Here is a 23172-nt window from a genome sequence, read left to right on the forward strand (position 1 = left end):
CCTGCCAGGAATATCAAAAAACGGGCAAAAGAAACCCCGCACAGGGCGGGGTTCCTTTAAGCTTCAGTACACTTACATGAAGTTGTAGGTGTAGTTAAAGATCACGCGAGCCTGGTCGGCGTTCGAAGAGTTGTTCAGACCGTCATCAGCACGGTAAGTACCGTAGCGGACGCTGGTACCGAAACCTTTCAACACACCGCTTTGAACGACGTAGTCAACACGCATGTCGCGTTCCCACTCGGAATACTCTTTACCGAACGAGGTGGTTCCACGTGCGCCTTTGATATCGTCAGCATGCAGGTAGGCAATAGCTGTTTTCAGGCCTGGAACGCCAAGCTTGGCGAAGTCATATGAATACTGACCGAACGTGGTGTTCTCGCCCGCACGGTTGAAGCTGTTGATCATCGAGTCAGTGAACAAGTAGAAGCTGGCGCCGCCGTTGCCTTCTGGACGATTGTTACCGTTACGCAAGGAGCCTTGGTTCAAGTTCACGAAACCACCGTCATCACCAACTTGCTGATGACCGACCATGAAGGCGTGACTGCCCAGAGAGTAGGTGAACATGGCAGACCAGGTTTGGTTGTCAACTTCACCAGGCGTCTTGGCATAGCCGCTGTTGTTGTTGAAGGCATAACCTGAAGCGCCGCTGCTGTTCTTGCCGTCAGAGCTGCTGTTGAAGTAACGCAGGTCAGTCTTGAAGGACTGGTTAGCGTCAATCTGATAAACGTGGACCAGACCAAGGAAGTGCTGCTTGTAGAAATCTTCCAGATTGGCGTAGTAGTACTGCAAGGTCAGGTCTTTGGTGACTTTCCAGTCAGCACCACCAAAGCGGAATTGATCACTGCCTTCGGTTGCGCCATTGACCGAGAGATCGCCCCAGTCCGACGACGCACGGCCGATAGATTTGTTCAATTGACCCGCGGTAAAGGTAACGTTATCCAGTTCCTTCGAGGTCACGATGCCGCCTGCAAACGCCTGAGGCAGCAAACGACCATCGTTGCTGACCAAAATCGGAAGGTTCGGGGCCAACGCGTTACCGAGTTTCAATTCGGTTTTGGAGAAGCGCACCTTTGCGTTGGCTCCGATACGGGACCAGTCGCTGACGGAAGAGCCATCGGTGTCGGTCGGAACAACGGTGTTAGCTGTGTTGGCATTATGGTGATCAATGCCGCCACCCAAGTGCAAGCCGATCAGGGCTTGTGCATCAAGACCGAAACCGACGGTGCCCTGAGTAAAGCCAGAGAGGTAGTCGAATTTCAGACCGGTAGCGGTTTCACGCTGGTCGGAAGCGCGAACGCCTTCACGAAGATCGTTGTTGAAATACAGAGTACGAGAACTAACGGACGCTTTGCTGTCTTCAAGGAAACCAGCTGCACCGGCCTGCTGGGCCAATACACCGACGGTTACGGCCAAGGCCAGGGTGGACTTCTTCATTAACTACGCTCCTCGTGAATCTAATTTTTTATGTCCTTGGTGCCGAGCGTTGCTCTGACCCAAGGATTTCGCGAAAGGCGACAGTCCCGACCTGGAGGTCAATGGATTCTGTCTACCCCGACTTTGACTAGACCGCGCATGTCGTAGGCCGCACCCGTGTGAAACCTTAATATCCATAAAGCCCGATGCGGCAGCTTTTTCAGAACATTCAGGTATATGTCACAACTCGTGTCAGCCCGGACGTCACGGAGTGTATCGACCTCACTGAGCATTTCCCAAAATTTATTTTGGTACCGTTCGTCAGATCTGTTGTTTTAATGCCTCAGATCGATCAAATGTCCCTCAACCGATCACAGTCACCCGCGACAGCGCGCAATTAGCCTGCCAGCAAAAGCCTTGTAAAACGGGCACTTCGGGGAGATTAGTGACTAAATGTGACAGTTGTCACCACTTTGACGCCAACCACTCCCTGGTCGTGAAAAAAATTCGGAATATCGCCTTTCAGACTGCTTTAAGGGCCTTTTTCAAGGGTTATAACGCCTCGTTGACTGTAGTCCATATGAACAAAAGTGCAATTCGGGTGTCGCCCTCGTTCTGCACAGGCGGATAACGCCTACAAGAAAGCTACCGACTCAAACAGTGCTGGCGCAAATTTCGACAATGGGGCCGACGTCATAACCACACCGTTGCGCTGGCACGGGCAGCCCATTAAATGCATCAGTATGGGTTTTGCATCGCCGCTGTGCGCAAATTGAGTGCACACACCAAGGCTGCGAGATCGGGAGAACACTGCCCTCCCCGAGAGGAGGCGGTGTGACAGCAGAAGTGCCGGGGGGACGTTGAAAAAGGCGAGCAAAGATAGTCTAGAAAAATAAAATCATATTAATCAAAAGCTTATGAAGCACAAGCCGACCGAACACAGGCAGTATTTAATCCGACATGGCTCAATACACGCGTTCTTTTTTCTTAATTGTCAAAACTGGCATGCCCTCTGCAATAGGTATTACATCACCAGTTTTGGGGACCTTGGTACAGGCAGGCCGGGGATTCCCCTCTTTTATTCCTCCCGGAGACTGACCTCCAGTCTCCAGCGCCCGTCCACTTTCTCAGTGCGCCAGTCGCCATGAAGCGGACGGGCTGCCAGGAGAGTCAGCACCAAGCCCCTCTCCCCTCGCTCCACCTTCCAGCGCGCCACCTTGTTGTCGAACCTCAGCTGACCGTTCCATGGTCGTCCGGACGCTGCGACGTTAAGCACCACCGTCCCATCGACTGTTGCGCCCTGATACATAGGTTCTTCGTTGAACCAGAGCGCAAGGCCCGCAGGCAACTCTTCAATCTGTTCGAGCTCGACAGGGTCCGGTTGCTGCAAGCGACCGATTATTGTGCCCACGGTAAAGCCGACAATCGCCATCGAACCCAGAACACGCGGCCATAGCTTCGGTCTCGGGTCCTCTTCGGGGGTAGAATGCCTCCCGTCCTTTCGTTCGGAGCCGTGCATGTTTCACGTCATCCTTTTTCAACCAGAAATTCCGCCGAATACCGGCAACGTCATCAGGTTATGCGCCAACAGTGGCTGCACCCTGCACTTGATCGAACCCTTGGGTTTCGAGCTGGACGACAAGCGCCTGCGGCGTGCCGGCCTCGATTACCACGAGTATGCCACGCTGCAGACGCACGCTGACCTGGCAACCTGCCTGGAGAAGATCAGCAACCCCAGGCTATTCGCGTTTACCACTAAAGGCTCGCGCCCTTTTCACGATGCGAGCTTCGAGCCGGGTGATGCGTTTTTGTTCGGCCCTGAAAGCCGTGGCCTGCCCGCCGATATTCTCGACTCGCTGAGCAGCGACCAGCGCCTGCGACTGCCCATGCGCGAAGGCTGCCGCAGCCTTAACCTGTCCAACACCGTTGCCGTCGCTGTTTACGAAGCCTGGCGCCAGCATGGGTTTGCCTGATAACGATCGCGCCTGCATCGGGTGATTTGGCAAACACAAAAAAGCGCCCCGAAAGGCGCTTTTTGCTTGCTGCGATAACGCTTACTGAACGGTCGGCGTTTCGCCAGCTTCCTGCATACGCTGAAGCTCTTGCGCATACAGTGCATCGAAGTTCACCGGAGCAAGCATCAACGCAGGGAACGAGCCACGTACCACGAGGTTATCGATGGCTTCGCGCGCATACGGGAACAGGATGTTCGGGCAGAACGCGCCCAGCGTGTGGCTCATCGCGCCGTCGTCCAGGCCCTTGATCAGGAAGATACCGGCCTGTTGCACTTCAACGATGAACGCAACTTCGTCGCCGTTGTTGACGGTCACGGACAGGGTCAGCACGACTTCGTAGAAATCGCCTTCCAGCTGCTTTTGACGGGTGTTGAGGTCAAGGCTGACGGTCGGGGTCCATTCCTGGCGGAAGATGGCCGGGCTTTTTGGCGCTTCGAACGACAGGTCGCGGACGTAGATACGCTGCAGAGAAAATTGTGGGCCGTTTTCTTCGTTTTCAACAGCGCCGGTGTTCGGTTGATCGGTCATCTCGGATCCTTGTCAGATAGGGCTGAAAGATTAAAGGGAATCAGGCCAGCAGCGCATCAAGCTTGCCGGCACGCTCCAGAGCAAACAGTTCATCGCAGCCGCCCACGTGGGTCGAACCGATCCAGATCTGCGGAACAGATGTGCGACCGGCCTTCTTCGTCATCTCGGCGCGAAGCTGCGGCTTGCCGTCGACCCTGATTTCCTCGAAGGCCACGCTTTTGCTCTGCAACAGCTGTTTGGCACGTATGCAATAGGGGCAGTAGTCGCTGGAATAGACGATGACTTGAGCCATTTTTACTTCACCAAAGGAAGGTTTTCGCCGCGCCAGCTGGAAATGCCGCCGGACAGTTTGGCGGCCTTGAAGCCGGATTTGAGCAGCTCACGGGCGGTAGTGCCCGCATGCTGCCCCATTGCATCAACGATGATCAACGTCTTGTCCTTGTATTTCTGCAGTTCAACGGTGCGCGTCAGCACCTTGTCCTGCGGAAAATTCAGGGAACCAACGATGTGGCCTGCAGTGAAGTCCTTTTTCGAGCGCACGTCGATGACCACAGCCTCATCGCGGTTGACCATCGCAGTCAGCTCGCGCGTACTCAGGCTGGCACCGCCTTTGCTCAGTTCGTAGGCAATCAGCAGTGCCAGCAGAATGACGAAGGCGCCGGTGATCAAATAGTGGTTAGTGGCGAATTCAAGCAGGTGAGCAACCATCAGTAGGTTCCAGGGCGTTAAAAAGTCGGCCAGTATACACAGCAGCCAAGGTCGGCCAAAGTCCGTACGGCAGTGACGCCGTTTGAACTTGTCCTTAAAATGCCGTTCCCTTGTACTTTATCCAACCAGCATCGAGTGGGTTCTATGACTGCCACGCCAAAACCTCTGGTTCTTATCATCCTGGATGGCTTCGGACACAGCGAAAGCCACGAAGGCAATGCCATCCTGGCGGCGAAGATGCCCGTCATGGATCGCCTCTACCAGACCATGCCCAACGGCCTGATTTCAGGGTCTGGCATGGATGTCGGTCTGCCGGACGGGCAAATGGGCAATTCCGAAGTCGGGCACATGAACCTCGGCGCTGGCCGTGTGGTGTATCAGGACTTCACTCGCGTGACCAAAGCGATTCGAGACGGCGAGTTTTTCGAGAACCCGACCATCTGCGCTGCGGTAGATAAAGCCGTGAGCGCCGGCAAGGCTGTTCATATCATGGGCCTGCTGTCGGATGGCGGCGTTCACAGCCACCAGGACCATCTGGTCGCCATGGCCGAACTGGCCGTCAAACGCGGCGCCGAAAAAATATACCTGCATGCGTTTCTCGACGGTCGCGACACGCCACCACGCAGTGCGAAAAAATCCCTAGAGCTGATGGATCAGACCTTTGCCCGCCTCGGCAAGGGCCGCACCGCCACGATCATCGGCCGCTATTTCGCCATGGACCGTGACAACCGTTGGGACCGGGTCTCCTCTGCCTATAACCTGATCGTCGACAGCACCGCTCAATTCCACGCAGACAGCGGCGTTGCCGGCCTTGAAGCGGCCTATGCACGCGACGAGAACGACGAGTTCGTCAAAGCCACGCGTCTTGGCGAACCTGCCCGGGTGGAAGATGGCGACGCTGTGGTGTTCATGAACTTCCGCGCCGACCGCGCCCGTGAACTGACCCGCGTATTCGTCGAAGATGACTTCAAGGACTTCGAGCGCGCTCGTCAGCCCAAGGTCAATTACGTCATGCTGACTCAGTACGCAGCGAGCATTCCGGCGCCCTCGGCATTTGCCGCTGGCAGTCTGAAAAACGTGCTGGGTGAGTACCTGGCAGACAATGGCAAGACGCAATTGCGCATTGCCGAAACCGAAAAATATGCGCACGTGACCTTCTTCTTCTCCGGTGGTCGTGAAGAACCGTTCCCGGGTGAGGAGCGCATTCTGATTCCATCGCCAAAAGTCGCCACCTACGACCTGCAGCCTGAAATGAGCGCGCCGGAAGTTACCGACAGGATCGTGGATGCCATCGAGCACCAGCGTTATGACATGATCGTCGTCAATTACGCCAACGGTGACATGGTCGGCCACAGCGGGATCATGGAAGCGGCGATCAAGGCTGTGGAATGCCTGGATGTCTGCGTTGGCCGTATTACCGCAGCGCTGGAAAAAGTCGGCGGCGAAGCACTGATAACGGCCGACCACGGCAACGTCGAGCAGATGACTGATGACTCCACAGGCCAGGCACATACCGCTCACACATCCGAGCCGGTGCCTTTTGTGTACGTTGGCAAACGTCCGCTGAAGGTCCGCGAAGGTGGCGTTCTGGCTGATGTGGCACCGACCATGCTGCACCTGCTGGGCATGGAGAAACCGCAAGAGATGACTGGCCACTCGATACTTGTGGCAGAGTAAACCGCTAAAAACCGGCCTATAGCCATCAGGCCAGGCCGGTTTTTTATGTTTCAAGCCCTAAAGCAATGGCTGCGGGGCGTTTTTTTTGCAGCGCATGGCGGGCATACTAGGCCTGACATTTTTTCTCACAATTCCTCGGTATCGCCCACCCACATGCTCCGCGCCTTGATTGCCCTTGCTCTGATCTGCCTGCTCAATCCGGCGTTTGCCGAAGATGAGCGTGTGCAAACCCAAAAACAGATAGATGCTGCGCGTCAGGATGTGACGGAGCTGCAAAAAGTCCTGGGCAAGCTTCAGGAAGAACGTACAGGCGTCCAGAAGGACCTGCGCACCACTGAAACCGAAATGGGCAAGTTGGAAAAGCAGGTCGAGGTCCTGCAAAAGGAACTAAAAAAGACGGAAACCGAGCTGCAAAAGCTCGACGGTGAGAAAAAAAAATTAAACAGCGCCCGCGTTGAACAGCAACGCCTGATTGCTATCCAGGCCCGCGCCGCCTACCAGAGTGGCCGCCAGGAATACCTAAAGCTGCTGCTCAATCAGCAGCACCCCGAGAAGTTCGCCCGCACCCTCACCTATTACGATTACCTGAGCCAGGCGCGTCTGGCGCAGTTACGCAACTTCAATGAAACCCTGCGCCAACTGGCCAATGTCGAAAAAGACATCGACCTGCAACAAGCCCAACTGCTGGTGCAGAAGAGCACTCTGGACAGCCAGAGCGAAGAACTGGCCAAGGTCCGTCAGGAACGCCAGCAAGCGCTGGCCAAGCTCAATCAGGATTACAAGGCCCGCGATCAAAAGCTTCAGGCCCGCCAGCAGGATCAAGCCGACCTCGCCAAAGTCCTCAAGACCATCGAAGAAACCCTTGCACGTCAGGCCCGCGAAGCCGAAGAAGCCCGCCAGAAGGCACTGGTCGCCGCTCGCGAGGCCGAAGAAAAACGTCAGCGCGAAGCGCAAGCCGTCGCCCGCAATAACAGCAAAAGCAATGACAGCACCAAAAGCGATGATGAACCCGCGCCGCGCCGCCCGGTCAAAGCCCCCGGCGCAGTCGTTTCCAGTGCAGGTGTTTCTTACGGCGGCCCGTTTGCCGAAGCCCGTGGAAAACTTCCATGGCCTGTCAATGGTCGACTGCTGGCACGCTTCGGTGAAGCCCGCGGTGATGACGAACGGACCAAATGGGACGGCGTCATGATCAGCGCAACAGCCGGAAGCCAGGTGCATGCAGTACACGGCGGACGAGTGGTGTTCGCTGACTGGTTGCGCGGCGCAGGGCTTCTGGTCATTCTCGATCATGGCAATGGCTATTTGACCCTATACGGGCACAACCAGAGCCTGCTCAAGTCGGCAGGTGACATTGTAAAAGCCGGTGAAGCGATTTCCACGGTCGGCAATAGTGGCGGTCAGGACACGGCAGCGTTGTACTTTGCTATTCGTCAGCAGGGTCGCCCCAGCGATCCGGCCCAATGGTGCCGCACTCAAGGATAAGTCGGCGTCAATATCTGTAGGAGTTCGTTAGACATGCTGCATTTGTCCCGCCTCACCTCGCTGGCCCTGGCGATTGCCATCGTTATCGGCGCGCCTCTGGCGCAAGCTGCCGAAAAGACCGCGCCAGCCACGCCTGCAGCAGTCACGCCCGCCAAAACCAATGCCACTGCCAAGCCGCCGCTGCCGCTGGACGAGCTGCGTACCTTTGCGGAGGTCATGGACAGGGTCAAGGCGGCCTATGTCGAGCCGGTGGACGACAAGACACTGCTGGAAAACGCTATCAAGGGCATGCTCAGCAACCTTGATCCGCACTCTGCCTACCTCGGCCCGGAAGATTTCCAGGAGCTGCAGGAAAGCACCAGCGGCGAATTCGGCGGCCTGGGCATCGAAGTGGGCGTCGAGGACGGTCTCGTCAAAGTGGTCTCGCCCATCGACGATACCCCTGCTTCCAAGGCTGGCATCGAGGCAGGCGACCTGATCGTGAAGATCAATGGCACGCCGACCCAAGGCCAGAACATGCAAGAAGCGGTAGACAAGATGCGCGGCAAGATCGGCGAAAAGATCACCCTGACGCTGGTGCGCGACGGCGGCACGCCGTTTGACGTGACGCTGGCGCGGGCGACCATTCAGGTCAAGAGCGTCAAGGCGCAGATGCTGGAGAACGGCTACGGGTACATCCGCATCACTCAGTTCCAGGTCAAGACCGGTGACGAAGTCGGCAAGGCGCTGGCCAAATTCCGCAAGGACAATGGCAAGAAGATGAGCGGCCTGATTCTCGACCTGCGCAATAACCCGGGCGGCGTGCTGCAGTCGGCGGTGCAAGTGGCGGATCACTTCCTCACCAAAGGTCTGATCGTCTACACCAAAGGCCGCATCGCCAACTCTGAGCTGCGTTTCTCGGCAGACCCGGCAGACGCCAGCGAAGGCGTGCCACTGGTGGTGCTGATCAACGGCGGCAGCGCCTCTGCATCGGAAATCGTCGCCGGCGCCCTGCAAGACCAGAAACGCGGCATCCTGATGGGCACCGACACGTTCGGCAAAGGCTCGGTGCAAACCGTGCTGCCGCTGAACAACGACCGCGCCTTGAAAATCACCACGGCGCTGTATTACACGCCGAACGGCCGCTCGATTCAGGCTCAAGGTATCAACCCGGACATCGTGGTACGTCGGGCCAAGGTCACCAGCGAAGCGGACGGCGAGAACTACAAGGAAGCCGACCTGCTGGGTCACCTGGGCAACGGCAATGGCGGTGCCGACAAGCCGACCGTTAAAGGCAGTGCAGCAGCCAAGGCGCGTCCGCAGGATGACGACTTCCAGCTCAGCCAGGCGCTCAGCCTGCTGAAGGGGCTGAGCATCACCCGCGGCAATTGACGGATGCGCTTACTCTGCTCTTTGTTGTTGGCACTCTCGATCACTGGCGCTGCCCACGCAGCGTCAGTCGCGCAGGCTGACAAACCCTCAAAAGCTTACCTCAGCCTGATCATCGATGACCTGGGGCAAAATGCAGATCGCGACAGCAGGACGCTGGCGCTTCCCGGCCCGGTAACGCTGGCGATCATGCCTGATACGCCGCACGCCACTGACTTTGCCCGCCAGGTACATCGCGCAGGCAAGACGGTGATGCTGCACATGCCGATGGACCCGGCCACCGGGCCATATGCCTGGCACCCGGAACTGCCATTGCCCGAACTGGAAAGCCGTCTCAATGCGGCGCTGCTGAAGGTGCCTTATGCTGCCGGCATCAATAACCACATGGGCAGCCGCATGACCGCCGAACCAGTCGCCATGGCCTGGTTGATGGCCGAGTTGCAGCGGCGTCATCTGTTTTTTGTGGACAGCCGCACCAGCGCAAAAACAGTAGCCGCCGCCGAAGCGCAGCGTATCGGTCTGGCCAGCGTGTCTCGCGACGTATTTCTGGACGATGAGCGCACGGCCGAAGCCATTACCCGGCAATTACAGACGGCAATCGAACTGGCTCACAAACAGGGCTCGGTCGTTGTGATTGGTCACCCCTACCCGGTCACGCTGGACGTACTCGAGCGCGAGCTGCCCAAACTCAAGGCCCAAGGCGTGGAATGGATCGATCTGCGCAGCATGATCGGCGAACGGGGCAATCACGCAAGTGCGGGGCATGGCAAGAACGGGGTGTATCGCTGATTCTGCGAATCATGAAACGCGTCTGTGCGTTTTCCTGATTGTCGTGAGCGTCAGGGCTAGGGGCTAAAAGACCCAACTAAGCAATCTGACGTTCCGCGCAAAGTCGCTGCCGATGAAAATATGCACCTACGCCCACGGCATCAACAGACAGCCTTCCGCTTTACGTGAAGATCTGGTGCCTGCCGCAGGCTGAGCGGTTACTGATAGCGCGCCTTGACGGCATTAACCCAGCCTTCGGCGCGCATCTGATCGAGGGCCTTTTGCAGCCGAGTGACGATTTCGTCAGGCGTGCTTTTGTTCACGGCCAGGTACAACTCGGCGCTGTTGAAACGCAACGCCGTCTTGAACCCGGTAACGCCTTCGAGCTTCGCCAGATAGCGCCCTACAGGATCGCCCACCGCCCACAGGTCGATTTGCCCGTTGGCCAGCTTCTTGACGTTGTCCCGGTCACGCAGCATAAGGATCGGATTCAGGCCCATGGCGTTCAGACGCTCGCCAATGGCGTCGCCCTTGTAGGCACCCACTTTGTAATCGCGGACCTGCTCCAGTGAAGTCAGGGTGATGGGGCTGTCGCCACGCGCAAGCATTATCCAGTCGTAGGAGCCCACCGGGCCGACCCATTTGAACAGCTTCTCCCGCTCGGGCAGGCGAGTGGTGGAAAATACGCCGTAGCCCGGCTTATCGCGAGCAAGCTTGTAAACGCGATCCCAGGGGAAGCGCAGGGTCATGCTGTAACCGATGTTCGCGCGCTTGAACATCTCGCGCACCACTTCGGCGGCGATACCGTCGATGTTGTTTTCCTGCGCGAAATTCTTGCCATCGATCGCCATGTTGAATGGCGGAAAGTTCTCGGTCAGCAGCACCATTGAATAAGGTGGTGACGGGTCGGCCCGAGCCCCCTCACTCAGCAAGGCGCCGACCCCGATCAGGGCAAGAAATAGACGTTTGAACATGTTCCGGCACTCGATCGTGAACGACGCATGCAGAGTGCCGGTAACCCGGCGCACTGTCTAGCCCGGTACTCTGCGATGTCGCTTGCAAGCAATAACCCGCGCCGCAAAGGACCGAAATGAAACGAGCGCCGAATCTTTCAAACAAGGTCTGAAACACGCGACGCTCGCTTTATGGCCGCAATTGCCTACCGCACGACGATACCGCGGCTGGCCATATAAGCCTTGGCCTCGGGAACGGTGTATTCGCCGAAGTGAAAAATACTGGCAGCCAGTACTGCACTGGCATGGCCTTCGATCACACCGGCAGCCAGATGCTCCAGGTTGCCGACACCGCCCGAAGCGATGACCGGTATCCCCAGCGCGTCGCTGATGGCGCGGGTAACACCCAGGTCGAAGCCGTTTTTCATGCCGTCCTGATCCATGCTGGTCAGCAGAATTTCGCCGGCGCCCAGCTCTTCCATCTTTTTCGCCCAAAGCACGGCATCGAGCCCGGTAGGCTTGCGTCCGCCGTGGGTGAAGATTTCCCAGCGCGGAGTTTCGCCCGGGCCGGAGACCTTCTTGGCATCGATGGCAACCACGATGCACTGCGAGCCGAAACGCGCGGCGGCCTCACCGACAAATTCGGGCGTGAACACGGCAGCGGTATTGATGGAGACTTTGTCCGCGCCTGCATTGAGCAGGTTGCGAATGTCCTGCACAGTACGCACGCCACCGCCCACGGTCAGCGGAATGAACACCTGACTGGCCATGCGCTCGACCGTATGCAGCGTGGTGTCACGACCATCGACGCTGGCAGTGATGTCGAGAAAGGTGATTTCGTCAGCACCCTGCTCGTCATAACGGCGAGCAATTTCCACCGGGTCACCAGCGTCGCGAATGTTCTCGAACTTGACGCCCTTGACCACTCGACCGTTGTCGACGTCCAGGCAAGGAATGATGCGTTTGGCTAGGGCCACAGGGTCAATCTCCAGCTATTCAGCGTTGTTCGCGGTCACAGAGCGCTTGCGCTTCGGCCACATCCAGCGTGCCTTCGTAAATCGCACGACCGGTGATGGCACCGATGATGCCCGGAGCCTTGGCGTTCAGCAGCGCCTGGATGTCGCCCAGGTTGTGAATGCCGCCCGACGCGATGACCGGGATTCTCGTGGCGGCTGCCAATGCAGCAGTGAACGGGATATTGCAGCCCTGCATCATGCCGTCTTTGGCGATGTCGGTGTACACGATCGCCGCTACACCATTGGCCTCAAAGCGCTTGGCCAGGTCGATGACCTGCACGGTGCTGACTTCAGCCCAGCCGTCGGTGGCGACGAAACCATCCTTGGCATCCAGACCGACAATCACCTTGCCGGGGAACGCACGGCAGGCTTCGGCCACGAACTCGGGCTCTTTGACGGCCTTGGTGCCGATGATGACGTAGCTCACGCCGGCCTTGATGTAATGCTCGATGGTTTCCAGCGAACGAATACCGCCGCCGATCTGGATCGGCAGGTTCGGGTAGCGTCTGGCGATGGCAGTAACCACATCGCCGTTGACCGGCTGACCTTCGAACGCACCGTTCAGGTCGACCAGATGCAGACGGCGGCNNNGCCGCCGTCGACCCACTTGGCAGCCATCGCCACCGGGTCATCGGAGAACACCGTGGAATCTTCCATACGGCCCTGACGCAAACGTACGCAGGCGCCATCTTTGAGGTCGATAGCAGGGATAATCAGCATGCTTTTTCCTTGGTCAAAAAGAGCGGCAAGCTGCAAGCGATTAGCTGCAAGTATGCGCACTCATTGATTCTTGCGGCCTGGGGCGGGAAGCTCGAAGCCGCTTCTATTCAATTTTTTTCGAGTGCCCAGAGATCACTTTCGATGCTCTCGAACCGCTCTTTAAGGTGCTGCTGAACTTCGAAAATGGCGCGATTGTAGTAATGCGGAGCGATCTCGCGCGTGAACAGCTCAAGCACTTCCGCCACTTCAAAAGAGCCGAGTTCCAGCTCGAAGCGATCGGCAAACAGGCGCTTGAGCTTGTCGATTGCCTGCTGCTCATGTTCAGGCGACAGGGTCAGGATCGGCGGCTTGCCCTTTGCTTTGTTCATACGCTTACCAGCGACCATCCCAGGCGGCGAAGTTCTGCAGCAATTGCAGGCCGTGGGTATGGCTCTTCTCAGGGTGGAACTGCACCGCGAAACGCGAACCATCGGCCAGTGCTGCGGCGAAATCGAGACCGTAGTGGCCGCGCCCGACCACTTGACGCTGGTTGGCGGCATCAATGTAAAAACTGTGTACGAAGTAGAAACGCGCCAGGTCCGGGATGTCGTGCCACAGCGGGTGATCCACGGCTTGCGCCACCTGGTTCCAGCCCATGTGCGGCACTTTCAGGTGTTCGCCCTCTTCATGCAGGTCCTTGCCGAAGAACTTCACCTGGCCGGGGAACAGGCCGATGCAGTCCACGCCACCACTCTCTTCGCTTCTGTCGAGCAACGCCTGCATACCTACGCAGATACCGAGAAACGGGCGGTCCTGGCTAACTTCCCTGACCAGAGAATCGAAGCCCAGACGGCGGATCTCGGCCATGCAGTCGCGAATCGCGCCGACTCCCGGAAATACGACACGGTCGGCTTCACGAATCACTTGGGCGTCACTGGTAATCAGCACACGACCGGCACCCACATGCTCCAGCGCCTTGGCGACAGAGTGCAGGTTGCCCATGCCGTAATCGATGACCGCAACCGTCTGCATCAGAGCACACCCTTGGTGGATGGCATTTGTCCGGCCATACGCTCATCCAGCTCGACCGCCATGCGCAGTGCACGGCCAAAGGCCTTGAACACGGTTTCGATCTGGTGATGGGTGTTGGTGCCGCGCAGGTTGTCGATGTGCAGCGTCACGTTGGCATGGTTGACGAAGCCCTGGAAGAACTCCTGAAACAGGTCCACATCAAAGCCGCCAACCGTGGCGCGGGTATACGGCACATGCATTTGCAGGCCCGGACGCCCGGAAAAGTCGATGACCACACGCGATAGCGCTTCATCGAGCGGCACGTAGGCGTGGCCATAACGACGAATGCCCTTCTTGTCGCCGACGGCCTGGCTGAAAGCCTGACCCACGGTGATCCCGACGTCTTCGACCGTGTGATGGTCATCGATTGCCAGGTCACCCTTGCACTCGATGTCCAGGTCGATCAGCCCGTGCCGGGCGATCTGGTCGAGCATGTGCTCAAGAAAAGGCACGCCGATATCGAATCGGGCCTTTCCGGTGCCATCCAGGTTGATCGAGGCTTTAATCTGGGTTTCCAGAGTATTGCGCTCGACGTACGCCTTACGTTCGACCATCACCAGCTCCGCAAAATCATTGGGCGAAAAAAGGCGAGCATTATAGGCCCAGAAGCGCTCGCCATGAAGCAAACAGACGACCAGCAGGGCATTTTAGTGAGTGAACAGGCTCGCGATGGCGTCACACACCTTGTCGACATTGCCTTCATTCAGACCCGCCATGCACACCCGGCCGCTGCGCAGCATGTAAATGCCGTGAACGTCTTTCAGCTCGTCGACCTGCTGCGGTGTCAACCCGGTGTAGCTGAACATCCCGCTCTGCCTGAGGATAAAGCTGAAATCACGCCCGGGGACTTTCTGCACCAGTGCCGAGACCAGCCGCGTGCGCATGTCGATGATACGCAGACGCATGGCTTCGACTTCGCTCAGCCATTGGTCACGCAAATGCGGTGTGTTGAGCACTTTGGAAGCCAGAAATGCGCCATGTGCAGGCGGGCTGGAATAGTTGCGGCGCACAGTCGCCTTGAGCTGGCCGAATACGTTGGCAGCCGACGAGGTGTCTTCGCAGACCACCGACAGCCCGCCGACACGCTCGCCATACAGCGAAAAGATTTTCGAGAACGAGTTGCTGACCAGCGTGGTGACACCCGCATCGGCCATTGCACGGATCGCATAGGCGTCTTCGTCCATGCCCTTGCCGAAGCCCTGATAGGCGATGTCCAGAAACGCGATGAGCTGACGCTCCTTGACTACTTCGATCAACTGATCCCACTGCGCAACCGACAGGTCGGCGCCGGTCGGGTTGTGGCAGCAGGGGTGCAGTAACAGGATGCTCTGCGCGGGCAGGCTTTGCACGGTGTCGAGCATGGCCTCGAACCTGACTCCGCCGGTCTGCGCGTCGAAGTACGGGTAGGTGTTGACCTTGAAGCCCGCCCCGCCGAACAGCGCCAAGTGGTTTTCCCAGGTCGGATCACTGACCCAGACTTGAGAGTTCGGGAACGCATACTTGAGGAAATCAGCCCCCACCTTCAACGCACCCGAACCACCCACGGTCTGGATAGTGGCCACACGGCCAGCCTGCACCAGCGGGTGATCAGCACCAAACAGCAGGGTTTGCACCGCCTGCCGATAAGCGGCCAGGCCTTCCATCGGCAGATACACCGAAGCCACCTGCTCGCCTTGGGCCAGTTGCTGTTGCGCCGCTGCTACACATGCCAACTGCGGGATACGACCCTGGGCGTCGTAATACAGACCGATGCTCAGATTGACCTTGTCCGCACGCGAATCCTTGCCAAAGGTTTCCATCAGCGAAAGGATCGGATCACCGGCGTATGACTCCACGTGGGCTAGCATGCAAACAACTCCTTCAGGCAATAAATCAGGGGTTGCTAATGTAGCAGCGTCTGCAAGGGAACGGGCAGAGCTTCGAGCACATTGAGCCGCAGATGGGTGACGCAGAGCGTCACGCAAGGCATTCCCACGCTGGAACGTGCGGAACGAGAGTCGTCAGTCAGATCACTATCGTGCCCATGCTCCGCGTGGGCATGCCGTTCTGGACGCTCTGCGTCCGCCAAAAAAAAAAGCGCCGGCACCGAGGTGCAAGCGCTTTTCTGTTACCTGCAGGCTTTTAGTGGAACAGCACTGCGGTCTTTTGCAGGGTGATCCAGACGCCCCACGCCAACGGGATACCGACGGCCAGCCAGGCCGCGATGACCAGTGGGTTGCTGCTGTCGGATGCTTTCCACTCCAGCGAAGTGCTGGCGTTGGCGCCCTTGTCGTGGCCGATGGCTTGTTCAACAGCCAGTTCGGCATCGGTCATGAAGTACTTGTCGGCAACCGGACGAATCAGCAGGTTGCAGATAAAGCCTAGCACCAGCAGACCCGAGAGGATGTACAGCGTGATGTCGTAAGCATCGGCACGCGCAACACCGTGGCTGAGTTGGTACTCACGCAGGTAGTTGACCAATACCGGACCCAGTACGCCCGCCGCCGCCCATGCAGTCAGCAGACGCCCGTGGATCGCGCCGACCATCTGCGTACCAAACAGGTCAGCCAGATACGCCGGAACAGTAGCGAAACCGCCGCCGTACATCGACAGCACCACACAGAAAGCCGCAACGAACAGCGCGATGCTGCCCATATGACCCAGGGTCGGAACCGACGCGTAAAGCAGGAAGCCCAGCGCGAAGAACACAAAGTAAGTTGCCTTGCGACCGATGTAGTCCGAGCACGAAGCCCAGAAGAAACGACCGCCAATGTTGAACAGACTCAACAGACCAGTGAAACCCGCAGCAATCGCAGCAATGGCTTTCAGTTGATCGGCATTGAGCTGGCTGAATGTCAGATCGTTGCCCAGCAGCTTACCGGCGAACACTTCCTGCAACAGCGGCGAAGCCATGCCCAGGATGCCGATACCGGCCGATACGTTCAGGCACAGCACCAGCCACACCAGACGGAACTGCGGAGTTTTCCAGGCCACGCTGACATGCACGTGACGGTTGGTGATCATCGAGTTCTTGGCCTTGGCGGCCGGAGCGGTCCAGCCTTCTGGTTTCCAGCCGGTAGGCGGAACGCGGTAGCCCAGAGCGCCACCGATCATGAAGACAAAGTAGATCGCCGCCATCACCACGAAGCTCTGCCAGACGCCCACACTTTCAGCCGATGCAAAGTGGCCCATCAGCGCAGTGGCCAGAGGAGCGCCCACCATCGCGCCACCACCAAAGCCCATGATCGCCATACCGGTAGCCATGCCACGCTTGTCCGGGAACCACTTGATCAGGGTCGATACCGGGGAGATATAACCCAACCCCAGACCAATACCGCCGATTACACCCGACCCCAGCCACATCAGCCAGATCTGGTGCGTGTAAATACCCAACGCAGAAATCAGCAGACCACCACACCAGCACAGTGCCGAAACAACACCGGCCTTGCGTGGACCTGCGTGCTCAAGCCAGCCACCCCAAATGGCAGCCGAGCAACCCAGGAAGATAAAGAACAGCGTGTAGATCCAGCCCAGCATGGATATCTGCCAGTCACAGGTCGACGCAAACATCTGCGCGAAGAAACCCATGTCCGGGGTGCAGGCAACAGGTGCGCTAACACCGACTGCTTTGGACAGCGGCAACCAGAACACCGAGAAGCCATAGGCCATACCGATGCAAAGATGGATTGCCAGTGCTGCTGGTGGAACAAGCCAACGGTTGAACCCGGGCTTGGCGATAATGCGCTCTTTGGACAAGAACGCAGGCTGAACGGCTTCGCCGCCCAAGGCTGTGCTTGTGCTCATTATAATTACCCCAATGTGTGAAGCTCGCAGATGGTCCGCTGGTCCGCCACAGACTCCATGCCGAGCGGCCATGTCTGTTTTATCGGCAGGTTATTCAGATACGTGACAAAAAGACGCACCCAACCCAACAAAAACGGAGACTATCACTCTCTGATGGCAAAAGAGCATCTTCTTACATGCTTTTTATCAACAATATCAGCACCTTAATCCATGCAGTCTATTACCCCATAGATGCCCTCAATTAACCGGTACAGATAGCCTGCTCAAACGTTAGTGGGGCAACTAACTTGCCGATCTGCCCGATACATGAAAAATACCCGGCAGATCCATCACGCGGCACCGCCCTCTTGGTTTTCCCGTACACCCAGTGCGTGCAGCAAGGGTGCGCCATTTTTCGAGCAGGGCGCTGAAGGGCAATAACGGCATCCGGGGCCCGGGATGCTCCCCGGAGCGGTATACTCTCGGGCTAATTTTTGAACATCGACACAAGGACTCGCCCATGAAAGCGTTCGGCAAAATCCTGGGGCTGTTTATTCTCGGGTTGTTGCTGATCATCGTGGCTCTCGGCTTCGCCCTGACCCACCTGTTTGATCCCAACGACTATAAAGACGAGATTCGACAACTGGCACGCGACAAGGCCAACGTCGAGCTGACGCTCAATGGCGATATCGGCTGGAGCCTGTTCCCCTGGCTCGGCCTGGAATTGAACGACGCCCATGTCGCGACCCTGACCGCTCCCGACCAGCCATTTGCCGATGTGCAGATGCTCGGCCTGTCGGTCCGAGTCCTGCCGTTGCTTCGCCGCCAGGTGCAGATGAGCGATATCCGTGTCGAAGGCCTGAACCTGATGCTGCACCGTGATGAAAACGGTCATGGCAACTGGGAAGACATCGGCAAGCCCGCTGTCGCAGCTACCGCAGCATCTGACGACTCGACACCCGCGCCAGCACCAGACGCACCTAAAACGGATCGCCCTGCCCAGCCAATCAGGCTCGACATCGACAGCCTGACGGTCAACAACGCACGCGTGGACTACAGCGATGCCAGAAAAGGCCGCACCTTCACAGCTGAAAGTATCCAACTGAGCACCGGCCCGATTCGTGAAGCCTCTGATATACCGATCAAACTCACCGCGTTCCTCAGCACCAACCAGCCCGTCGTGCGCACCAAGACCGAACTGGTCGGCCAACTGCGCATGGATCGCGTGCTCAAACGTTATCAATTCGAAGACATGCGCCTTTCCGGCGAAGTTGCAGGCGAGCCGCTGCAAGGCAAAACCGTCACCTTCTCTGCCCAAGGCCAGTTGCTGGTAGATCTTGCCGCGAACATTGCCGAATGGAACAGCCTCAAAGTGTCAGCCAACCAGCTGCGCGCGCTGGGCGAACTGCGCGCCCGCGATCTGGATAAAACCCCACAGATCAGTGGTGGCCTGTCCATTGCCCAGCTTGATCTGCGCACCTTCCTCGACAGCATCGGCCAGCCGCTTCCGGCCATGACCGACGGCGCACTGAGCAAGGTCGAGATGGTCACCAGGCTCGCTGGTACGCCTACCAGCCTTGCGCTGGAAAACCTCAACCTGAAAGTAGACGACAGCAGCTTCACCGGGCGCATCGCCGTCGATGACTTCGCCAAGCAGGCGCTGCGCGTCCAGCTCAAGGGCGATACCTTCAATGCCGACCGCTATCGCCCCGCCGAAAGCGAAGAAAGCAAAGGCACCAAGGCCGCCCGCAAAGCCGAAGTCCAGTCGGGCGAAGCTGCCGCCGTAGCTGGCGACTCGCCACTGCCGGAGCAACCGACCAAGACCGCCTGGAGCACCACAAAGCTGCTGCCACTGGAGCGTTTGCGCACGCTGGATGTCGAGGCTGAGCTGAGCTTCGGCAAGCTCACGCTGAACAAGCTGCCCATCGATAACGCCGCTTTCAAGACCCAGGCCAGCGGTGGCGTGATCAAGCTTGATACGTTGAGCGGCGATCTTTACAACGGCAACTTCGAGGTCAAAGGCAACCTGGACGCCCGGCCCGACATTCCCGTCGCCAGTGTGCAGACGCACATTGCCAAAGTGCCGGTCGAGCGGGTACTGGAAAGCCAGGGCCAGACGCCGCCGGTACGCGGCCTGCTGACCCTGGACAGCAACCTGACCGGCACGGGCAACAGTGAAAAAGCCCTGATCGACAGCCTGAACGGCACCGCCAGCTTTGCCCTCAACAATGGCGTGCTGGTCAATGCCAACCTCGAGCAGCAGCTGTGCAAGGGCATTTCGACCCTGAATCGCAAGCCACTGACCGGCGAACCGCGCGCCAAGGACACGCCCTTCCAGCAGCTCAACGGCAATCTGGTGGTGCGCAACGGCGTGGCCAGCAACCCTGACCTCAAGGTCCGGATTCCCGGCATGACCGTCAACGGCAATGGCGATGTGGACCTGCGCGTGCTGGGCATGAACTACCGCGTCGGCATCATCGTCGAAGGCGACAAGAGCGACATGCCGGACCCGGCTTGCGAGATCAACCCGCGCTTCGTCGGCATCGAATGGCCGGTGCAGTGCCGTGGCCCGCTGGAACTAGGCGCCAAGGCTTGCCGACTGGACAAGGACGGCGTCGGCCAGATCGCCGCAAAACTGGCCGGCGACCGGATCAGCGAAAAGCTTGAAGACAAGCTGAACGAGAAACTGGGCGACAAGGTCAGCCCGGAATTCAAGGACGCGCTCAAAGGATTGTTCAAACGCTGAGCCACAGCCAGCAGTGCAGGAGCGCCATCCTCTGGCGCTCCGCTGCATTGGCAACCCTCTTCACACCCCGACAACGAGAGCCAACCCGGCCATGCAACCCGAACAATTCTCCAGCGCCGTGCTGGACTGGTACGACCGCCATGGCCGGCATGACCTGCCCTGGCAACAAGCCATCACGCCCTATCGGGTATGGGTATCGGAAATCATGCTGCAGCAGACGCAGGTCAGCACCGTCCTGAACTACTTCGACCGTTTCATGGAGGCCTTGCCGACCGTGCAGGCGCTGGCCGAAGCCCCCGAGGACGAAGTACTGCACCTGTGGACCGGGCTGGGCTATTACACCCGCGCCCGTAACCTGCAGAAGACCGCAAAGATCGTGGTTGCCGATCACGAGGGCGAATTCCCCCGTGACGTTGAAAAACTGATCCTGCTTCCGGGTATCGGCCTGTCCACCGCAGGCGCCATCGCCAGCCTGAGCATGGGTATACGCGCGCCGATTCTCGACGGCAACGTGAAACGCGTGCTGGCGCGTTTCACTGCGCAAGAGGGCTACCCCGGCGAACCCAAGGTGGCCAAACAGCTCTGGGCCACCGCCGAACGCTTTACACCTCACAGCCGCGTCAACAACTACACCCAGGCAATGATGGACCTCGGCGCCACGCTGTGTACACGCAGCAAGCCCAGTTGCCTGCTCTGCCCGCTGGAGCGCAGTTGCGAGGCGCACATGCTCGGCCTGGAGACCCGCTACCCGATCCCCAAACCGCGCAAGACCGTCCCGCAGAAACGCACCCTCATGCCGATGCTCGCCAATGGCGACGGCGCGATTCTGCTCTATCGCCGCCCTTCCAGCGGCTTGTGGGGCGGCCTGTGGAGCCTGCCGGAGCTGGATGACTTCGCCGACCTGCAACATCTGGCCACGCAGCACGCCCTGGAGCTGGGAGAACATCACGCACTGCCGGAGCTGATCCACACCTTCAGCCATTTCCAGTTGAGCATCGAACCATGGCTGATCAATGTCCAGGAGTCGGCCCATCACGTGGCCGAGGCCGACTGGCTCTGGTATAACCTCGCCCCCCCGCCACGCCTGGGCCTTGCTGCCCCGGTGAAAAAGCTGCTCAAACGCGCAGCCGACGTATTGAACGCAGGAGAGTCGTCATGACCCGTACCGTAATGTGCCGCAAATACAAAGAAGAACTGCCCGGCCTGGAGCGCGCCCCGTACCCAGGCGCCAAAGGCGAAGATATATTCAACCACGTCTCGCAGAAAGCCTGGGCCGACTGGCAGAAACACCAGACCCTGCTGATCAACGAACGTCGTCTGAACATGATGAACGCCGAAGACCGCAAATTCCTCCAGACCGAGATGGACAAGTTTCTCTCGGGCGAAGAATACGCTCAGGCCGAAGGCTACGTACCCCCCGAAAAATAAAGCGTTTCACCCAGTGAAGGTCGTAAGCGTCGGTAATAATTCAAATTTTTTAAAAAACACGCTTGACGACCTCCTGAAAAACACGTCTAATGCGCCCCGTTGCCCAGATAGCTCAGTCGGTAGAGCAGGGGATTGAAAATCCCCGTGTCGGCGGTTCGATTCCGTCTCTGGGCACCACCTTCCGTTTTCGGGTGATGCCAAGCACACCTGAAAGCACACAAAAAGCCCGCCTCGTGCGGGCTTTTTGCTGTCTGGGGCTAAGCCCTGCAATCTTCTTTGACGCGACTGCCCCCAATCGATAAAGCATTGCCTAACCTTCGGATGTAACGCTCTTCACTTAGTCCACCTACTGGACCAAGATAAGCCCCTACGTAACGGGAGGCTATACCATGCAAACCCATAACATCCATGCAGCCAAAACCCACTTCTCGCAGCTGGTCGACGCAGCAGCGAGTGGCGAAACCATTATTATCGCCAAAGCAGGCATACCGGTTGCCAAGCTGGTGCCCATCTCTGCACCCAAGCGCAGAGGAATGTTAAGCCACGTGACGTTTGACGCAGAAGCCTCGGATGCCATGGACGCAGAAATTACAGAGCTTTTTAAGGGCAAGGAATGAAGCTGCTGCTCGATACGCACATTCTAATATGGGCTGCAACCGGCGATACCAAGCTCTCTGCGGCGGCCGCCCAACTTATTGACGATGAGGCCAACACCTTGTATTTCAGTGCAGCGAGCATATGGGAACTGACGATAAAAGGTGCAGAGCGCACAGGCGTGAACCCCGCGCTGCTGCGCAAAGAACTTATAGACGCAGGTTATCTGGAGCTACCCATCACCTCTACTCACGGGCTGGCCGTTGCCAGCCTGCCAAACCATCATCGCGATCCATTTGACCGAATTATGGTTGCTCAGGCACTTGCAGAGGGTATTACTCTGGTCACGCATGAGAGCGCCATGCACGCCTACCCTCACACCATCATCGTTTGAATCCACATGCTTTCCGAACAGCCATTAGGCCTCTGATCGAGACTAAATTCGGCACCGAGACGCGCCATCCAGAGCTGTGAGCACTTCCATCCCATTGAACTAATTTTCCCCGTCCGCCCTCGAAGCCATACATTTGCTTTCACAAGGAACACGACGTGCTCAAGTTAACTGCCTCTGCCCTCATCATCGCCGCCACTCTGAGTCTGGCTGCCTGCGACAGCAAGTCCGAGCAGAAAGCACAAGACGCTCAGGCCCATCAGGAAAAATCCCAGGAGAAGATGGAATCTGCTCAGGACAAGGTGAACGAGGCTGCCAAAGAGAATACCGAAGCTGCCAAGGACAAAGCTGCGTCCAAGGAAGCTGCCGCCGAAGAGTCGAAGACCTTCGTGCCGACCTCTGAAGTGACCAACACCATTCAGCCGGAAAAAAAGTGAAAACAGTGAAAACTCTTCACAAACTTTTCACAGGCGACAGGTCATTGTAGAGCTGCTCCCAAGTGTGAATCCTTAAGCCCGCTCCCCCATCGCGGGCTTTTCTTTGCCTGGCGTTT

General features: G+C 58.1%; 23 protein-coding genes, 1 tRNA gene and 2 pseudogenes. 13 read left to right on the forward strand and 13 right to left on the reverse strand.

Annotation, left to right across the window (positions count from 1 at the left end; genetic code table 11):
• Nucleotides 1-72: 72 nt before the first annotated feature.
• Together ALO43_RS12585 and ALO43_RS12590 are read right to left on the reverse strand one after the other, a co-directional pair.
• Nucleotides 73-1434, reverse strand: coding sequence for an OprD family outer membrane porin (locus ALO43_RS12585; protein ID WP_005896112.1), 1362 nt, complete (start codon nucleotides 1432-1434; stop codon nucleotides 73-75).
• A 1057-nt stretch (nucleotides 1435-2491) separates the two neighbouring features.
• The gene (locus tag ALO43_RS12590; RefSeq protein ID WP_024670405.1) at nucleotides 2492-2932 is read right to left on the reverse strand and encodes a hypothetical protein; all 441 of its coding nucleotides are present in this window, start codon (nucleotides 2930-2932) and stop codon (nucleotides 2492-2494) included.
• On the opposite strand from ALO43_RS12590, the gene trmL reads away from it, so the two are divergent.
• Nucleotides 2931-3386, forward strand: a complete 456-nt coding sequence (trmL, locus tag ALO43_RS12595) for a tRNA (uridine(34)/cytosine(34)/5-carboxymethylaminomethyluridine(34)-2'-O)-methyltransferase TrmL (protein ID WP_054997612.1) — start codon at nucleotides 2931-2933, stop codon at nucleotides 3384-3386. The genes ALO43_RS12590 and trmL overlap by 2 nt on opposite strands.
• 81 nt (nucleotides 3387-3467) lie before the next feature.
• On the opposite strand, the gene secB is transcribed toward trmL, so the two are convergent.
• Genes secB through ALO43_RS12610 form a run of 3 tightly spaced genes read right to left on the reverse strand, consistent with a single transcriptional unit; the run spans nucleotide 3468 to nucleotide 4664 of the window.
• Nucleotides 3468-3956 carry a protein-export chaperone SecB gene (gene secB, locus ALO43_RS12600; RefSeq protein WP_005896108.1) on the reverse strand — a complete coding sequence of 163 codons (489 nt, stop codon included), beginning with the start codon at nucleotides 3954-3956 and terminating at the stop codon, nucleotides 3468-3470.
• Nucleotides 3957-3996: 40 nt separating this feature from the next.
• The gene (gene grxC, locus ALO43_RS12605; protein WP_005896105.1) at nucleotides 3997-4248 is read right to left on the reverse strand and encodes a glutaredoxin 3; all 252 of its coding nucleotides are present in this window, start codon (nucleotides 4246-4248) and stop codon (nucleotides 3997-3999) included.
• A gap of 2 nt (nucleotides 4249-4250) precedes the next feature.
• Entirely contained in the window at nucleotides 4251-4664 is a 414-nt protein-coding gene (locus ALO43_RS12610; protein WP_024670404.1) for a rhodanese-like domain-containing protein, read from the reverse strand.
• Between the two features lie 144 nt (nucleotides 4665-4808).
• Here ALO43_RS12610 and gpmI point away from each other — a divergent pair, with 144 nt between their 5' ends.
• From gpmI to ALO43_RS32090, 5 genes and pseudogenes are all read left to right on the forward strand, one after another.
• Nucleotides 4809-6341, forward strand: coding sequence for a 2,3-bisphosphoglycerate-independent phosphoglycerate mutase (gpmI, locus tag ALO43_RS12615; RefSeq protein WP_054997613.1), 1533 nt, complete (start codon nucleotides 4809-4811; stop codon nucleotides 6339-6341).
• Between the two features lie 153 nt (nucleotides 6342-6494).
• Entirely contained in the window at nucleotides 6495-7823 is a 1329-nt protein-coding gene (locus ALO43_RS12620; RefSeq protein ID WP_024670403.1) for a murein hydrolase activator EnvC family protein, read from the forward strand.
• Between the two features lie 33 nt (nucleotides 7824-7856).
• Entirely contained in the window at nucleotides 7857-9194 is a 1338-nt protein-coding gene (locus ALO43_RS12625; protein WP_024691082.1) for a S41 family peptidase, read from the forward strand.
• Nucleotides 9195-9197: 3 nt separating this feature from the next.
• The gene (locus tag ALO43_RS12630) at nucleotides 9198-9980 is read left to right on the forward strand and encodes a divergent polysaccharide deacetylase family protein (RefSeq protein WP_054997614.1); all 783 of its coding nucleotides are present in this window, start codon (nucleotides 9198-9200) and stop codon (nucleotides 9978-9980) included.
• Between the two features lie 67 nt (nucleotides 9981-10047).
• Nucleotides 10048-10173 (forward strand): annotated as a pseudogene (locus ALO43_RS32090) (serine protease); the annotation flags it as partial.
• Between the two features lie 4 nt (nucleotides 10174-10177).
• Here ALO43_RS32090 and ALO43_RS12635 read toward each other — a convergent pair.
• From ALO43_RS12635 to ALO43_RS12670, 8 genes and pseudogenes are all read right to left on the reverse strand, one after another.
• On the reverse strand, nucleotides 10178-10933 hold the full coding sequence (locus tag ALO43_RS12635; protein WP_005896090.1) for a substrate-binding periplasmic protein: 756 nt from the start codon (nucleotides 10931-10933) through the stop codon (nucleotides 10178-10180).
• A 185-nt stretch (nucleotides 10934-11118) separates the two neighbouring features.
• Nucleotides 11119-11889, reverse strand: a complete 771-nt coding sequence (hisF, locus tag ALO43_RS12640) for an imidazole glycerol phosphate synthase subunit HisF (protein WP_024670401.1) — start codon at nucleotides 11887-11889, stop codon at nucleotides 11119-11121.
• A gap of 19 nt (nucleotides 11890-11908) precedes the next feature.
• Nucleotides 11909-12648: pseudogene (gene hisA / locus ALO43_RS12645) on the reverse strand (1-(5-phosphoribosyl)-5-[(5-phosphoribosylamino)methylideneamino]imidazole-4-carboxamide isomerase).
• 107 nt (nucleotides 12649-12755) lie between these two features.
• Complete coding sequence (locus ALO43_RS12650; protein ID WP_024670400.1) at nucleotides 12756-13016, reverse strand: DUF2164 domain-containing protein; 261 nt, start codon at nucleotides 13014-13016, stop codon at nucleotides 12756-12758.
• Nucleotides 13017-13020: 4 nt separating this feature from the next.
• On the reverse strand, nucleotides 13021-13659 hold the full coding sequence (gene hisH / locus ALO43_RS12655) for an imidazole glycerol phosphate synthase subunit HisH (protein ID WP_005896081.1): 639 nt from the start codon (nucleotides 13657-13659) through the stop codon (nucleotides 13021-13023).
• Nucleotides 13659-14252, reverse strand: coding sequence for an imidazoleglycerol-phosphate dehydratase HisB (gene hisB, locus ALO43_RS12660; protein ID WP_053931860.1), 594 nt, complete (start codon nucleotides 14250-14252; stop codon nucleotides 13659-13661). The genes hisH and hisB overlap by 1 nt, the downstream gene beginning before the upstream one ends.
• Nucleotides 14253-14345: 93 nt before the next feature.
• Complete coding sequence (locus tag ALO43_RS12665) at nucleotides 14346-15545, reverse strand: amino acid aminotransferase (protein ID WP_053931784.1); 1200 nt, start codon at nucleotides 15543-15545, stop codon at nucleotides 14346-14348.
• A 274-nt stretch (nucleotides 15546-15819) separates the two neighbouring features.
• Nucleotides 15820-17481, reverse strand: coding sequence for an OFA family MFS transporter (locus tag ALO43_RS12670; protein ID WP_032618893.1), 1662 nt, complete (start codon nucleotides 17479-17481; stop codon nucleotides 15820-15822).
• A gap of 499 nt (nucleotides 17482-17980) precedes the next feature.
• Between ALO43_RS12670 and ALO43_RS12675 the strand changes: the two genes are divergently transcribed.
• The 7 genes from ALO43_RS12675 to ALO43_RS12705 all read left to right on the forward strand — a co-directional run bounded on the left by ALO43_RS12675 (nucleotide 17981) and on the right by ALO43_RS12705 (nucleotide 23056).
• Nucleotides 17981-20206 carry an AsmA family protein gene (locus ALO43_RS12675; protein ID WP_053479541.1) on the forward strand — a complete coding sequence of 742 codons (2226 nt, stop codon included), beginning with the start codon at nucleotides 17981-17983 and terminating at the stop codon, nucleotides 20204-20206.
• A 91-nt stretch (nucleotides 20207-20297) separates the two neighbouring features.
• Entirely contained in the window at nucleotides 20298-21365 is a 1068-nt protein-coding gene (gene mutY / locus ALO43_RS12680; RefSeq protein ID WP_054997615.1) for an A/G-specific adenine glycosylase, read from the forward strand.
• Nucleotides 21362-21634: an oxidative damage protection protein gene (locus ALO43_RS12685; protein WP_002555777.1), complete on the forward strand. Its 273-nt coding sequence runs from the start codon at nucleotides 21362-21364 to the stop codon at nucleotides 21632-21634. Before mutY ends, ALO43_RS12685 begins: the two co-directional genes overlap by 4 nt.
• 101 nt (nucleotides 21635-21735) lie before the next feature.
• A tRNA-Phe gene (locus ALO43_RS12690) sits at nucleotides 21736-21811 on the forward strand.
• Nucleotides 21812-22023: 212 nt separating this feature from the next.
• A complete protein-coding gene (locus ALO43_RS12695) occupies nucleotides 22024-22251 on the forward strand; it encodes a type II toxin-antitoxin system Phd/YefM family antitoxin (RefSeq protein WP_005896064.1) in 228 nt (75 codons plus the stop codon).
• Nucleotides 22248-22622 (forward strand): type II toxin-antitoxin system VapC family toxin, encoded by a 375-nt coding sequence (locus ALO43_RS12700; RefSeq protein WP_024671245.1) that lies wholly within the window; start codon nucleotides 22248-22250, stop codon nucleotides 22620-22622. Before ALO43_RS12695 ends, ALO43_RS12700 begins: the two co-directional genes overlap by 4 nt.
• A 155-nt stretch (nucleotides 22623-22777) precedes the next feature.
• The gene (locus ALO43_RS12705) at nucleotides 22778-23056 is read left to right on the forward strand and encodes a hypothetical protein (protein WP_005896060.1); all 279 of its coding nucleotides are present in this window, start codon (nucleotides 22778-22780) and stop codon (nucleotides 23054-23056) included.
• Nucleotides 23057-23172: the final 116 nt, after the last annotated feature.

Origin of the sequence: Pseudomonas tremae (assembly GCF_001401155.1) — a bacterium.
GTDB classification, from domain to species: Bacteria; Pseudomonadota; Gammaproteobacteria; order Pseudomonadales; family Pseudomonadaceae; genus Aquipseudomonas; species Aquipseudomonas tremae.